The sequence below is a fragment of the Staphylococcus sp. SB1-57 genome, assembly GCF_017086425.1.
GTDB classification, from domain to species: domain Bacteria; phylum Bacillota; class Bacilli; order Staphylococcales; family Staphylococcaceae; genus Staphylococcus; species Staphylococcus warneri_A.
The window spans coordinates 472,428-487,713 of sequence record NZ_CP070964.1; the positions used below are offsets into that span (position 1 = coordinate 472,428).

A 15,286-nucleotide genomic window follows, 5' to 3' on the forward strand; every position below is an offset into this window, starting at 1 on the left:
TAATTCTATTATTTTTTGTCTACTTTGTAATCAATTAAATAAATAGATTCAGGTGTTACATTGAAGTTTTTCACATTTTTACTTACACCGTCAATTTGGTCATTGTACGTTATATAACTATTTGGAATGTCTTTGTCAGACGTTTTCAATATTTGATTAGTTAGTTGCTCGCGTTCTGGTTGACCGAATGTTTGGTTGAGTTGTTTGATTTGTTGCGTAACCTCTTTATTATTATAGTTACCTTTGTTATTTGCGCCTTTTGGTAAGTATGCAGTATTAAAGAAATAACCTGTATCTCCTCTAGGAACAGTTAAGTAACTGTACATTGATGCATCCCATGCATCTTTATCTTTCAAGTATCCTTCGATGTCATCTACATTTCTTAATTTCACATCAATATTTGCTTTTTTAGCTTCAGATTGGATGACTTGTCCAATTTTAGGTAATTCAGGTCTACCGTCATAAGTAACTATATTGATTTTTAAAGGGTGATCTTTAGTGTAGCCTTCTTTGGCTAATAGTTTTCTCGCTTTGTTAATATCTTGTGGTTGAACCTTGCCATCTTTAATATGTTTCAATCGGTCATTAAATGGGCCAGAAGCGGGTTTGGCATAATTTTTGGAAACATTTTTAGCAATCTCTTTACGATTAATGACTACATCAAATGCTTCTCGAACATTTTTGTTCATTTTTTTACTGTCATGATTATATAGCAATAAATGTGTTCTGAAACCAGATGTACTTTGAATATTTGCTTTGTTAGATTTCTTAATATCATTAATTTGATCGATAGGTACATCTGTAGTTAGATCTGATTTGCCAGATAATAAGTGGTTAACACGAGTATTGCCATCTTCATGATAAGTGACATTGATTTTGCTTAATTTAGGTGTACCTTGCCAATAATCTTTATATTTTGATAGTTGTATTTTTTGTGAACGTTGATATTTGTCAATTTTATAGGGACCAGTGCCAACTGGTTGATCCGAAACTTTGCCTTTCGCTTGAGTGTCATAAATAGCTGCGAATGGACTCGCTAATTCAGATTTTAATTCAGGATAAGGTTCCTTCGTTTTGACGGTCACGTCTTGACCTTTTGCAGTGATTTTATCAATAGGAAGAGACCCACTTAATAAGTCACTCTTTTTTACACCTTGTTCTAGACTACGTTTGACAGCATCACCAGTTAATTTGTGACCATTTTGGAAATGAATGTCATCTTTAATTTTAAGGGTAAGGGTATCATCAGATTTTTGCTTGAATGATTTAACCAATAGTGGTTTCACTTTACCATCTTTAGACATTTTGAATAATGACTCTAATGCACCGATTTTCACAGGCACATCCGTTTCATACGGCGCAATTGATGTTGTTTTTAATGGAATTTCAACATTAAGCGTATTTTTTTTATTTGTTGCATTATTGCTACAACTTGCTAAAATAAAAGATACTATAATTATCAGAATAGTAAATCTTTTCATGTCATTGACTCCTCTCTGTTTTCTAATCATGAAAATTTACTAAGTCGTTAATAAGGCATGTACGCATTGCATCGTTATGTATTTGAAATAGGTGCTGATTGAAGTAGTACATATATTAACCACCAATATTTTAATTATATATCTTATTACATGTAATTTAAATCTTTATACATCTCTTTTTGTAAAGTTAAATATTTATATATTTAGTTCATAGAACCTTTATAAGGGGATTCCCTAATTTTCGCTAAAAATGTGAATTTAATCACAAAAGTAATATGAATTAGTTTACAATTCAAGTTGAAAGGATTGGTATTATGGTAGGCAACATTTTAGTGGCACATGGAATGAGAAAAGGAAATCAAAATAAAGCCTTAGAAGAATTCATTACAACCTTGCTTAAAGATGAAGAGTACCATTATGAATTAGCATTTTTAGAGAGTGACACGCAGAGTTTGGAAATTACAATGAAAAAGATGATCGAAAAAGGAATCACACAATTTAGAATCGTACCGTTGCTAATTTTTAGAGCGATGCATTATATTGGCGATATTCCAAACATATTATCAGAGATGAAAGAAAAGTATCCGCATATTTCAAGTCAAATGAGTGAACCATTAGGCACACATCCTTATATGAAATCACTAGTAGAAAGAAGAATTGACGATGTGCAGCTAGTCGATCAATCATCCAAAACAGCAACAGTTATCATTGCACACGGTAATAGAAGTGGCCGTTTTACAAAAGCACATGATGAACTTAAAGCATTTGTGAAAACAATTGATTCGGATCGACCTGTTTATGCAAGAGCCTTATACGGCGATTTAACATTTAGAAATGATTTAGATGAGATATCAAAACAATATGATGAATTAATCATCGTGCCACTCTTTTTATTTGATGGAAGATTGGTCAATAAAGTAAAACGACTCATTGATGACATGGCTATTCATTGTATATTACACATCACACCGTCAATCAATTTTGATGACACATTGAGACTCATTATTCGAGAACGTCTAGAAGCACTCCGATTTTAAAAATTAAGACATGTGCCTTTATATCCAATCCTTTAAATAACTTATCTTAAGTGATAAAGGGGCATATATATGACTAAGAACAAATTAGTGATGATCGGAAATGGCATGGCTGGTTTGAGAACAATCGAAGAAATTTTGGATAGAGATCCGCAACGTTTTGAAATTACCATTATAGGTAAAGAAGACTACCCAAATTATAATAGAATCATGTTATCTAATATTTTACAAAATAAAATGACTGTGGAAGAAACCATCATGAATTCATATGACTGGTACGCAGAACATGATATTAAATTGATTAATAACGATCCAGTGACGATATTAGATAGAGCAAATAAGACCGTTATAACTGAGAGTGGGCAATCATTTGAGTATGATCAATGTATAATTGCAACAGGTTCAAAGGCATTCGTATTACCTATTCCAGGGTCTGATTTACCGAGTGTTATTGGATGGCGAACAATTGATGATACTAAACGCATGATGGAGATAGCTCAAACTAAACAAAAAGCGATTGTTATAGGCGGGGGCCTTTTAGGATTAGAATGTGCTAGAGGATTATTAGACCAAGGCATGGAAGTAACCGTGATACATTTAGCAGAATGGCTTATGGAAATGCAACTGGATCGAAAAGCAGGTCAAATGCTAAAAAATGATTTAGAACAACAAGGCATGCGCTTTGAATTACAAGCGAATACGCAAGAAATTCTTGGTGATAAAGATGTTGAAGCTGTTAGATTAGCAGATGGACGTGTGCTAGAAGCTGATTTAGTAGTTATGGCAGTAGGTATTAGACCTTATACTGAGGTAGCTAAAGCAGCAGGATTAGAGGTCAATAGAGGTATTATCGTTAATGCATATATGCAAACAAGTGATCCAAATATCTTTGCTGTGGGTGAATGCGCAGAATGTGAAGGTAAAGTATATGGTTTAGTGGCACCATTATATGAGCAAGGTATCGTTCTAGCAGATTATTTAACACAAAAAGAAACTAATGGTTACCATGGCTCCACTACATTTACATCTTTAAAGGTATCAGGATGTGATTTATATAGTGCAGGTACCATTGAAGAAACTGAAGATATTCATGGTATAGAAATATTTAATAGTATCGATAATCATTATAAAAAAGTATTTTTAAAAGACGGTGAAGTTGTCGGTGTAGTGCTATATGGTAATACAGATGATGGCTCTCGATTCTATAATATGATGAAAAAACATGAATCTATCGAAGACTATACGTTAGTCTCTTTATTAACAAAAGGTGGAGAAGATGCCAATGTATCCATTGAGGATATGGCAGATGATGAAACAATATGTGGCTGTAATGGTGTTAATAAAGGCACAATTGTAGAAGCAATTACTAAAAATGGACTAACATCTGTTGCTGAAGTAACAAAAATGACTAAAGCAGGAAATTCGTGTGGGAAATGTAAAGGGCAAATCGCAGATATTCTACAATATGCTTTAGGCGATGATTTTGTAGCATCCAAACCAACTGGTATATGCGCTTGTACAGATTTATCACGTGATCAAATTGTTACTCAAATTAGAGCCAAAGGACTCAAAACATCTAAAGAAGTGAGACATGTACTCAACTTCAAAGATAAAAATGGTTGCCCGAAATGTCGCCCAGCTATCAACTATTATTTGAACATGATTTATCCATATGAGCATAAAGATGAAAAGGAATCACGATTCGCAAATGAACGCTATCATGCAAATATTCAAAATGACGGTACATTTTCCGTTATTCCTCAAATGCGCGGTGGTGTTACAGATGCAGATCAACTTATTAGATTGGGAGAAGTCGCTAAAAAATATAATGTACCACTTGTCAAAGTGACTGGCTCTCAACGTGTGGGATTATATGGATTGAAAAAAGAAGAACTTCCAAGCGTATGGGAAGACTTAGGCATGCGTTCAGCTTCGGCATATGGTAAAAAAACACGTTCAGTTAAAAGTTGTGTAGGTAAAGAATTCTGTAGATTTGGAACACAATATACTACTCAACTTGGTATTAGATTAGAGAAGACATTTGAATATATTGATACACCTCATAAATTCAAAATGGGGGTGTCAGGTTGCCCTAGAAGCTGTGTAGAATCTGGTGTTAAAGATTTTGGTGTAATATCTGTAGAAAACGGTTTTCAACTCTATATCGGTGGCAATGGCGGTACTGAAGTAACAAAAGGACAATTACTAACAACTGTAGAAACAGAAGATGAAGTGATTCGTATTTGTGGCGCATTGATGCAATATTATCGTGAAACTGGAATCTATTCTGAAAGAACTGCGCCATGGTTAGAACGTCTTGGCTTTGAAAATGTGAAAGAAGTATTGTTAGATCCCGAACGTCAACAAGCACTTTTCGATAGAGTGATGGAAGCGAAACAAGCGATTCAAGATGAACCTTGGCAAGCAATCGTAAATGATAAAGCATCACAAAAAATCTTTGAAGTTGAGAGGGTTTAATCATGAAAAATATGCAGAAAATTAAAGTGTCTCGTATAGATGAGTTAACACCACTAATTGGTAAAAAAGTATTCGTAAACGATAAAGAGATTGGTTTGTTTTTAACAAATGAGGGTGAGATATTTGCAGTTAATAATATTTGTCCCCATAAGGAAGGCCCTTTGTCAGAAGGTACTGTAAGTGGAAGTTATGTTTATTGTCCATTACATGATCAAAAAATTGACCTTAAGACAGGTAATGTGCAGGAGCCAGATACTGGTTGTGTAAAAACATATCCAGTAGAAATCATAGATGGAGATATATTTATATGTCTATAAATGAATACGGAACTGTCTACTTAGTAGGTGCAGGTCCAGGTAACCCTAGCTTATTAACTAAAAGAGCACAACGGCTCATTGAAAATGCTGATATCATATTATATGACAGATTGGTTAATCCCTTTATCTTACAATATGCTAAGCCAGAAATAGAAATTGTTGATGTTGGTAAGAAACCATATACTAAGCATATTCAACAAGAAAGCATTAATCAAAAAACGATTGAAGCTGCAAGTAAACATCATCATGTGGTTAGACTTAAAGGTGGCGATCCCGCTATATTTGGACGAGTCCAAGAAGAAGTTGAAGCATTAAATAAGCTGAATATCGACTTTGAAATTGTGCCTGGTGTAACATCGGCAAGTGCAGCAGCGCAATCCATGAACTTAGGTCTAACGATGAGGAGTATAGCTAAAAACGTCACTTTTTCAACAGGTCATTTTAAAGATTCAAAAGATAATGACATTGATATTAGTACATTATTAAATAAAGGAACGCTAGCAGTTTATATGGGGGTTAAACGATTACCTAGAATTATTAAGCAAATCAGACAATATACATCTTATGATTACCCAATTGCTATTGTCTTTCGTGCATCACTTTTTGATGAGAAAATATTGACTGGAAATATCAGTAATATTGAGCAAAAGTTAACCCAATATAATGTAGAAGGATTACCAGGTATTTGTATCATTGGAGATATCATCAACTATTCACTACCTCAAAATAAGGCTAAGCATACAGAAATCATATATATTGTAAAAGGGAATAGAAATCACGCATTGGAAAAATGTGAATTATTATATGAACAAGGTTATGGATCCATGATTGAAGTAGATGAGACGTATCATTATTCTCAACAAGCATTATACAAATCAGTACTAAAGCAGTATGCACATCAATTTATTGAAATATAAATCCACAATGAATATTAACTATAACGCAGTGTCTATCTAGAATAGGCACTGCTTTTTTGTAGGAAATTTATAAGTGCAATTAGGACATTCCCTAATATATAAATATTGTGAAAAAATGTACAATCTAATTGAAAAGTTAGGAACGCATATATGAAGTAAAGGTCTAGGAGGATACTTATGGGGAAATTTGGATTAAATTTTTTTAAGCCAACTGAAAAGTTTAATGGTAATTGGTCAGTACTTGAAAGTAAAAGCAGAGAATGGGAAAAAATGTACCGTGAACGATGGAGTCACGACAAAGAAGTGAGAACAACACACGGCGTGAATTGCACTGGATCATGTTCATGGAAAGTTTTTGTTAAGAATGGCGTCATTACTTGGGAAAATCAACAAACAGATTATCTTAGTTGTGGTCCAGAAATGCCGGAATATGAACCAAGAGGATGTCCTAGAGGTGCATCATTTTCATGGTATGAATATAGTCCATTAAGAGTTAAATATCCCTATATCAGAGGTCAACTTTTAGAATTATGGCAAGAAGCACTTGAAGAAAATCATGGAAACAAAATAGCTGCATGGGCATCTATTGTAGAAGATGAAGAAAAAGCAAAACGTTATAAACAAGCACGTGGTATGGGTGGTCATGTAAGATCAAATTGGAAAGATGTAACTGATATTATTGCTGCTCAATTATTATATACCATCAAAAAGGACGGTCCAGATAGAATAGCTGGATTCACACCTATTCCAGCGATGTCTATGGTGAGCTATGCAGCTGGCGCACGATTCATTAATTTATTAGGCGGAGAAATGTTAAGTTTTTATGATTGGTATGCTGATTTACCACCAGCATCACCTCAAATTTGGGGAGAACAGACAGATGTTCCTGAATCAAGTGATTGGTATAACGCTGCTTACTTGATTATGTGGGGTTCAAACGTGCCATTAACACGAAAACCAGATGCGCACTTTATGACAGAAGTGAGATATAAAGGGACTAAAGTCGTTTCTATCGCGCCGGATTATGCTGAAAATGTAAAATTTGCTGATAATTGGTTAGCACCTAACCCAGGTACTGATGCTGCAGTTGCTCAAGCAATGACACATGTTATTTTACAAGAATATTATATCAACAATCCTAATTCACGATTTATTAATTATGCTAAACAATATACAGATATGCCTTTTGTATTAATGTTAGATCAAGATGACAATGGTTTGAAAGCAGGCCGATTTTTAAGAGCAAGTGATCTTGGACAAGATACAACAAACGGAGAATGGAAGCCTGTGTTATTTGATAACTTATCAAATCAACTAGTTGTTCCAAATGGCACGATGGGACAACGTTGGGAAGATGGTAAACAATGGAATCTTAAATTAGAAGATGAAGATGGCAATGTTATTCAACCTAGTTTATCCATGGATGAAAGCGATTTTGAATTACAACAAATTCAATTTCCATATTTTGATAGCAATGGTGATGGTGTCTTTGAACGCCCTATACCTACTAAGAAGATTAAATTAGCTAATGGTGATGAAAGATATATTACTACTGTATATGATTTGATGGTTAGTCAATATGGTATCAAACGTTTTAATCATGAATTAGAAGCGACGGGATATGATGATTCGCATTCTAAATATACACCTGCATGGCAGGAAGACATTACAGGTATAAAATCTAGTTTAGTTGTTCAAGTTGCAAAAGAATTTGCCCAAAACGCTATAGACACAGAAGGGCGTTCAATGATCATTATGGGTGCTGGTATCAACCACTGGTTTAATTCCGATACAATTTATCGTTCGATTTTAAATTTAATTATGTTATGTGGCTGTCAAGGAGTAAATGGTGGCGGTTGGGCACACTATGTTGGACAAGAAAAATGTCGACCTATTGAAGGTTGGAATACGATTGCATTTGCTAAAGATTGGCAAGGACCACCTCGTTTACAAAATGGTACAAGTTGGTTCTATTTCGCGACAGATCAATGGAAATATGAAGAATCAAATGTCGATAAATTGAAATCACCTTTAGCGAAACATATTAAACATCAACATCCAGCTGATTACAATGTTACAGCTGCTAAATTAGGTTGGTTACCATCGTATCCTCAGTTTAATAAGAATAGTTTGTTATTCGCAGAAGAAGCTAAAGAAAATGGTGATGATTCAAATGAAGCCATATTAAAACGTGCGATTAATGAAGTGAAAACGAAACAAACAAAATTTGCAGTAGAAGATCCGGATTTAAGAAAAAACCATCCTAAAACATTATTCGTATGGCGTTCTAATTTAATCTCTAGTTCTGCTAAAGGACAAGAATATTTTATGAAACATTTATTAGGTACAAAATCAGGATTATTAGCATCACCAAACGAAGATGATAAACCTGATGAAATTCAATGGCGAGAAGAAACAACAGGTAAATTAGATTTACTCGTATCACTCGATTTTAGAATGACAGCGACGCCATTATATTCGGATATTGTTTTACCAGCAGCAACTTGGTATGAAAAACATGATCTTTCTTCTACTGATATGCATCCTTATGTTCATCCATTTAATCCAGCCATAGATCCATTGTGGGAGTCTCGATCAGATTGGGATATTTATAAAACACTCGCTAAAGCAGTGTCAGAAATGGCGAAGGATTATCTACCAGGTACATATAAAGATGTCGTAACAACACCGTTAGGTCATGATTCCAAACAAGAAATAGCAACACCATTAGGTATCGTAAAAGATTGGTCTAAAGGAGAGATAGATGCCATACCCGGTAAAACCATGCCTAACTTTACAATCGTAGAACGTGACTACACGTTAATTTACGATAAATATGTTTCTGTTGGACCGAAATTAGAGACAGATAATGTAGGGGCACATGGCGTTAGTTTTAGCGTGAAGGAACAATACGAAGAATTAAAAAGTATGCTAGGGACTTGGAATGATAAAGACCCTAATTCTATCAAAAATGATAAACCAAGAATTCACTCTGCTCGAAATGTAGCAGATGCAATGTTGAATATTTCATCTGCTACAAATGGTAAATTATCACAAAAATCTTATCAAGACTTAGAAAAACAAACAGGTATGACGTTAACAGATATTTCAAGTGAACGTGCGTCTGAAAAAATAACATTTTTAAATATTGGTTCTCAACCTAGAGAAGTTATACCAACTGCAGTGTTCCCTGGATCAAATAAAAATGGACGACGTTATTCACCATTTACAACTAATATTGAACGACTCGTTCCTTTTAGAACGTTAACTGGTCGTCAAAGTTACTATATTGATCATGAGGTTTTCCAACAATTTGGAGAAAGTTTACCGATTTACAAACCTGCGTTACCGCCAATGGTATTTGGTACTAAGGATAAACAAATTAAAGGTGGCACTGATACTTTAATTCTGCGTTATCTTACACCACATGGTAAATGGAATATTCACTCTATGTATCAAGATAATAAACATATGTTAACGCTATTTAGAGGTGGTCCAACAGTTTGGATTTCTGATGAAGATGCTAAAGAACACAACATTCAGGATAACGATTGGTTAGAAGTATATAACCGAAATGGTGTCGTTACTGCGAGAGCTGTTATTTCACACAGAATGCCTAAAGGTACCATGTTTATGTATCATGCACAAGATAAACATATTCAAACGCCAGGTTCTGAAATTACAGATACTAGAGGTGGATCACATAACGCACCAACACGAATTCATTTGAAACCAACACAGTTAATAGGTGGCTATGCTCAAATTAGTTATCATTTCAATTATTATGGACCAATTGGTAATCAAAGAGATGTATATGTAGCAGTAAGAAAGATGAAGGAGGTCAATTGGCTTGAAGATTAAAGCGCAAATAGCAATGGTGTTGAATTTAGATAAATGTATAGGTTGTCATACTTGTAGCGTTACTTGCAAAAACACATGGACAAATCGACCTGGGGCAGAATATATGTGGTTTAATAATGTTGAAACAAAGCCTGGTACAGGATATCCCAAACGTTGGGAGGATCAAGAGCACTATAAAGGCGGTTGGGTATTGAATCGAAAAGGCAGATTACAACTTAAATCTGGTAGCAAGTGGTCTAAAATAGCCCTTGGAAAAATCTTCTATAATCCTGATATGCCATTAATTCAAGATTATTATGAGCCATGGAATTATAACTATGAGCATTTAACAACAGCTAAGGCAGGTCAACACTCACCAGTAGCAAGAGCTTACTCTGTTATTTCTGGAGAAAAGATGGATATTGAATGGGGACCTAACTGGGAAGATGATTTAGCTGGTGGTCATGTGACTGGACCTAAAGATCCAAATATTCAAAAGATAGAAGAAGATATCAAGTTTCAATTTGATGAAACCTTTATGATGTACCTACCAAGATTGTGTGAACATTGTCTTAATCCAAGTTGTGTTGCATCTTGTCCATCAGGAGCTATGTATAAAAGAGATGAAGATGGTATTGTTTTGGTCGACCAAGATGCATGTCGTGGATGGCGTTATTGTATGACTGGATGCCCTTATAAAAAAGTTTATTTTAACTGGAAAACGAATAAGGCCGAAAAATGTACATTTTGCTTCCCTAGAATTGAAGCAGGCATGCCTACAGTCTGCTTAGAAACCTGTACAGGTCGTATGAGATATTTAGGCGTATTATTATATGATGCTGACAGAGTGGAAGAAATGGCGTCGACTGAAAATGAACAAGATTTATATGAAAAACAATTGGAATTATTTTTAGATCCATTTGATGAAGAAGTCATTGCGCAAGCTGAAAAAGATGGTGTCAATCATGAATGGATTGAAGCGGCACAACAGTCACCGATTTATAAATTAGCAATTGAATATAAATTAGCATTCCCATTGCATCCAGAGTATAGAACTATGCCAATGGTGTGGTATTGCCCACCATTAAGCCCAATTATGAGTTATTTTGAAGGTAAAAATTCAGAACAAGATCCGGATATGATTTTCCCTGCCATAGAAGAAATGCGCTTACCGATAGAATATTTGGCGAACATGTTTACAGCCGGTGCTACAAAACCGGTCAAACAAGCACTACAGAAAATGGCTATGATGAGAAGTTATATGAGAGCACAAGTGACTCAAAAAGATTTCGATGTTGAACGTTTAACGCAACTAGGACTTACTGAACGTCAAACGAAAGATATGTATCGATTATTAGGTTTAGCCAAATATGAAGAACGATTTGTGATACCGACGACACATAAAGAAACTTATTTAGATACTTATCACGCTCAAGGTTCGCAAGGTTATGGTGGTGAAAACTTCGGCGTTAATTGTGAAGGATGCGGCGTCGCTGTTGCTACGGACAAATCAGGTCAAGACATTTATAACGAGCGGTTTTATGGAGGGATTTTCCGTGATTAACTTTGACAATTTATATCGATATCAAGACAGTTTAGGATATATCGCAATGCAATTATGCTTCCCTGAGAAAAAGACATTTAATGAAAATATATTTAACGAAGTCATCGATCCTAGTCATCCGGGGTATGAAGACCTAATAGCATTTAGAGAACAGATGATGCAATATACGTTATCTGAAATTCAACAAATATATATACAGATACCTTTGATTTTAGCAAAAAAGCACCATTATATATGACCTATAATCAATTCGACACTCAAAAAGAGAGAGGCCAAATGTTAGCAAAACTCAAAGTTTTGTACGAAATGTTTGGATTAAAAATGGTAGATAATGAATTGTCAGATTATCTACCATTGATGCTACAATTTTTACAGACAATAGAATGGCGTGGCGATGAAAGGGCAGAAGAAAATATTCAATTAGTCATCATGATTATTGAAGATGGAACATTTGTAATGGCAAATGAACTTGGAAAACAAAATCATCCATATGGGTACGTAATACAAGCATTAAGAAAGACTTTGAAATTATGTTTAGAAGTACCAGAAGGGGTGGCTCAACATGATTAATCAATTTTTATGGGTCATTTATCCATACTTATGTTTAGCTATATTTATCATAGGACACATTGCAAGATATAAGTATGACCAGTTTTCTTGGACTGCAAAGTCTAGCGAATTAATTGAGAAAAAGAGACTGAAATGGGGAAGCTTGCTATTTCATTTAGGCGTAATTCCAGTTTTCTTTGGACATGTAGTTGGTCTTGTTATACCGAAATATTGGATGGACTCATTAGGGATTGATGAGCATATGTACCATTTTGGAGCAGTCTATATTGGTAGTATTTTTGGTATAATGACGTTAATAGGTATGTTGTTACTTACTGCTAGAAGAATTACAATTAAAAATGTAAGGCGTTTAAGTTCATTTTCGGATATTTTTGTAAATATTCTTTTATTAATTATTATCTTCATGGGATGTTACTCTACAATAGTTACGAATATCATGCATATCGACTTTAATTATCGTGAAACCATTTCAGTATGGTTTAGACAACTCTTTATGTTTAAACCGCACGCAGATTTGATGGCCAATGTACCATTGCAATTTAAATTACATATGGTATTAGGGTTTACCATTTTTGCATGTTGGCCATTTACGCGTTTAGTTCATGTATGGAGTGTACCATTATCGTATACAAGTAGAAGGTACATTATTTATCGAAAAAATAAACTATAGTAATTCAAAGGTGGAAATAGTATGATGCCAGATTCAATGTTCGAAAGCCAAAGTTTTCAAGAAAATATTGATAGAATTAGATTAGAACAAGGTTTTGATTTTGCGGCGTTAGCTTTTTATGAATCAGCGAGCACCTATTCACCTATAAAATGGCAATATGTATCAGGTAACAATAATGATAGATATAAATTGATTATATTACGTAAAGGTCGAGGTCTAGCTGGTAATGTGATGAAAACGGGAAAGAGAATGATCATTGCTAATGTAGATATGGCCTTAACACCTGATGAAAAGGTGAAGTTTCCTATATTATTAAGTGAAAATTTAACGGCGGTCATAGCTATTCCACTTTGGTATCAACAACAGGTGTATGGGGTTATGTTGTTTGGCCAAAGAAATCATAAGCCATTACCAATTAATGTGTATGATATAGATATTTATAAACAATTAGGCATATTTAATGAAGAAATTTAGGTGATTAACTTGACGGTTAATAATGAACAACTTGAAGTGTTGCTAAGACGTTACTTTGAAAGCACAAATGAAAAGATTGTTTTTGTGAATAATAGCGGAAAGATTATAGCAATGAATGAAGCAGCTAAAGAAGTTATTTCGGAAGAAGAAAATTATAGTGCAATGACGAATGCGATTTGTAGACGATGCGAAGGTTACACGAATGAGTATGACGTACAGTCATGTAGAGATTGCTTTTTAGATGTAGCACAACCTCATCATTCACAATTCCAAGTATTTATGAAAACAAAAAACAGAAAAATCGCACCATTTACAGCTTCTTATCAAACCATAGATCCGGTTAAAGGTATTAATGCATTTACATTGCAAGATGTTGCACCTCAAATTGAACGACAAGAAAAAATGAATCAACGCCGAATGATGAGAAAAACAATATCCGCGCAAGAAAATGAACGTAAGCGTATATCTAGAGAACTACATGATAGTGTTATTCAAGAAATGTTGAATATTGATGTTCAATTACGTTTGTTAAAATATCAACAAGATAAAGAGAAAATATTGAATGATGTTAAAAATATTGAAGGTTTAATGTCACAACTCGTTGACGATGTCAGACATCTATCAGTTGAATTGCGTCCTGCATCTTTAGATGATTTAGGATTAGAGGCAGCATTTAAATCTTATTTTAAACAATTCGAAGAAAATTATGGTATGCAAATTAATTATGTTTCTAATATCGTTAATCATCGCTTTGATAGCGAGGTGGAAACCGTCGTGTATCGAGTTGTGCAAGAGGCTGTTTATAATGCTTTAAAATATGCTGGTGTTAGTGAAGTAGAAGTCACTATTCAACAAAATGAACTGACGTTAATCGCTGAAATTATTGATAGAGGACAAGGATTTGATCCGTCTTCCAAACCGAGAGGATCTGGACTAGGGTTATATGGAATGAAAGAGCGATCCGAACTTGTTGGAGGGAATTTAAATATTGAGACGCATATAGGTAAAGGAACGATTATTACTTTAGAAGTACCACTGTAAATTAATTTTTGGGGGAATAATGTTGAAAATAGTTATTGCCGATGATCATGCAGTTGTTAGAACCGGTTTCTCTATGATATTGAACTATCAAGAGGATATGGAAGTAGTTGCTACCGCTGCTGATGGTGTAGAGGCCTATCAAAAAGTTTTGGAGTTTAAACCTGATGTACTATTAATGGATTTAAGTATGCCACCAGGTGAATCAGGGCTTATCGCAACGAGTAAAATTCATGAAAGTTTTCCTGAAACAAAGATTTTAATCTTAACAATGTATGATGATGAAGAGTATTTATTTCATGTATTGAGGAACGGTGCGAAAGGTTATATTTTGAAAAACGCACCTGATGAACAACTATTGCTTGCTATTAGAACAGTTTATAATGGTGAGACATATGTTGATATGAAATTGACCACCTCATTAGTGAATGAATTTGTGAATAGTAGTAATCAGGAATATACAGATACATCAGATCCATTCAAAGTGTTATCCAAACGAGAATTAGAGATATTGCCATTAATAGCAAAAGGCTATGGCAATAAAGAAATAGCAGAAAAACTATTTGTATCAGTTAAAACAGTAGAAGCACATAAAACACACATTATGAACAAACTAGAATTAAAATCAAAACCAGAACTCGTAGAATACGCCATGAAAAAGAAACTCCTAGAATTTTAAAGCCCCTTATCGCATTAGCGATTAGGGGCTCTTATGCATTAGCGCAAGCTAAGGCGAACCGAAGAGAAAAATCGCTTTAGCGATTAGGGGCTCTTATGCATTTAAAGAAGTACTTCCATTTTCAATGGTTAGTACTTCTTACGCAGTAGCGAAAGCTACTGTGATCCTTTTTAATAGGGGAATTACATAGTCGAATAAGGGATTATCCTAATGTTCAACTTTTC

The 15,286-nt window shown here is 34.4% G+C and carries 11 protein-coding genes and 1 pseudogene; 11 read left to right on the top strand and 1 reads right to left on the bottom strand.

What is annotated here, in order from left to right:
- Window positions 1–8 precede the first annotated feature (8 nt).
- Window positions 9–1,481 carry a nickel ABC transporter substrate-binding protein gene (gene nikA, locus JX000_RS02185; protein WP_206140827.1) on the bottom strand — a complete coding sequence of 491 codons (1,473 nt, stop codon included), beginning with the start codon at window positions 1,479–1,481 and terminating at the stop codon, window positions 9–11.
- Between the two features lie 314 nt (window positions 1,482–1,795).
- On the opposite strand from nikA, the gene JX000_RS02190 reads away from it, so the two are divergent.
- From JX000_RS02190 to nreC, 11 genes and pseudogenes are all read left to right on the top strand, one after another.
- Complete coding sequence (locus JX000_RS02190) at window positions 1,796–2,518, top strand: sirohydrochlorin chelatase (RefSeq protein WP_206140828.1); 723 nt, start codon at window positions 1,796–1,798, stop codon at window positions 2,516–2,518.
- 69 nt (window positions 2,519–2,587) lie between these two features.
- Window positions 2,588–4,993, top strand: coding sequence for a nitrite reductase large subunit NirB (gene nirB / locus JX000_RS02195; RefSeq protein WP_145505592.1), 2,406 nt, complete (start codon window positions 2,588–2,590; stop codon window positions 4,991–4,993).
- 2 nt (window positions 4,994–4,995) lie between these two features.
- A complete protein-coding gene (nirD, locus tag JX000_RS02200; RefSeq protein WP_002450340.1) occupies window positions 4,996–5,310 on the top strand; it encodes a nitrite reductase small subunit NirD in 315 nt (104 codons plus the stop codon).
- Window positions 5,301–6,227, top strand: coding sequence for a uroporphyrinogen-III C-methyltransferase (gene cobA / locus JX000_RS02205; protein ID WP_002450339.1), 927 nt, complete (start codon window positions 5,301–5,303; stop codon window positions 6,225–6,227). The genes nirD and cobA overlap by 10 nt, the downstream gene beginning before the upstream one ends.
- A 177-nt stretch (window positions 6,228–6,404) precedes the next feature.
- A complete protein-coding gene (locus tag JX000_RS02210; RefSeq protein WP_206140829.1) occupies window positions 6,405–10,088 on the top strand; it encodes a nitrate reductase subunit alpha in 3,684 nt (1,227 codons plus the stop codon).
- The gene (gene narH, locus JX000_RS02215) at window positions 10,078–11,631 is read left to right on the top strand and encodes a nitrate reductase subunit beta (RefSeq protein WP_206140830.1); all 1,554 of its coding nucleotides are present in this window, start codon (window positions 10,078–10,080) and stop codon (window positions 11,629–11,631) included. The genes JX000_RS02210 and narH overlap by 11 nt, the downstream gene beginning before the upstream one ends.
- Window positions 11,624–12,201 (top strand): annotated as a pseudogene (gene narJ / locus JX000_RS02220) (nitrate reductase molybdenum cofactor assembly chaperone). The gene narH and the pseudogene narJ overlap by 8 nt, the downstream one beginning before the upstream one ends.
- Window positions 12,194–12,871, top strand: a complete 678-nt coding sequence (gene narI, locus JX000_RS02225; protein WP_049425529.1) for a respiratory nitrate reductase subunit gamma — start codon at window positions 12,194–12,196, stop codon at window positions 12,869–12,871. Before narJ ends, narI begins: the two are co-directional and overlap by 8 nt.
- A 21-nt stretch (window positions 12,872–12,892) precedes the next feature.
- Window positions 12,893–13,345 carry a nitrate respiration regulation accessory nitrate sensor NreA gene (gene nreA / locus JX000_RS02230; protein WP_002450334.1) on the top strand — a complete coding sequence of 151 codons (453 nt, stop codon included), beginning with the start codon at window positions 12,893–12,895 and terminating at the stop codon, window positions 13,343–13,345.
- Between the two features lie 9 nt (window positions 13,346–13,354).
- On the top strand, window positions 13,355–14,386 hold the full coding sequence (gene nreB / locus JX000_RS02235) for a nitrate respiration regulation sensor histidine kinase NreB (RefSeq protein ID WP_049425531.1): 1,032 nt from the start codon (window positions 13,355–13,357) through the stop codon (window positions 14,384–14,386).
- A gap of 22 nt (window positions 14,387–14,408) precedes the next feature.
- Window positions 14,409–15,062, top strand: coding sequence for a nitrate respiration regulation response regulator NreC (nreC, locus tag JX000_RS02240; RefSeq protein WP_041613696.1), 654 nt, complete (start codon window positions 14,409–14,411; stop codon window positions 15,060–15,062).
- Window positions 15,063–15,286 lie beyond the last annotated feature (224 nt).

What these genes read in the sequence shown, in the direction of transcription:
- nikA (WP_206140827.1), bottom strand. Translation starts at nt 1,481, where the DNA reads ATGAAAAGATTTACTATTCTGATAATTATAGTATCTTTTATTTTAGCA.
- JX000_RS02190 (WP_206140828.1), top strand. Translation starts at nt 1,796, where the DNA reads ATGGTAGGCAACATTTTAGTGGCACATGGAATGAGAAAAGGAAATCAA.
- nirB (WP_145505592.1), top strand. Translation starts at nt 2,588, where the DNA reads ATGACTAAGAACAAATTAGTGATGATCGGAAATGGCATGGCTGGTTTG.
- nirD (WP_002450340.1), top strand. Translation starts at nt 4,996, where the DNA reads ATGAAAAATATGCAGAAAATTAAAGTGTCTCGTATAGATGAGTTAACA.
- cobA (WP_002450339.1), top strand. Translation starts at nt 5,301, where the DNA reads ATGTCTATAAATGAATACGGAACTGTCTACTTAGTAGGTGCAGGTCCA.
- JX000_RS02210 (WP_206140829.1), top strand. Translation starts at nt 6,405, where the DNA reads ATGGGGAAATTTGGATTAAATTTTTTTAAGCCAACTGAAAAGTTTAAT.
- narI (WP_049425529.1), top strand. Translation starts at nt 12,194, where the DNA reads ATGATTAATCAATTTTTATGGGTCATTTATCCATACTTATGTTTAGCT.
- nreA (WP_002450334.1), top strand. Translation starts at nt 12,893, where the DNA reads ATGATGCCAGATTCAATGTTCGAAAGCCAAAGTTTTCAAGAAAATATT.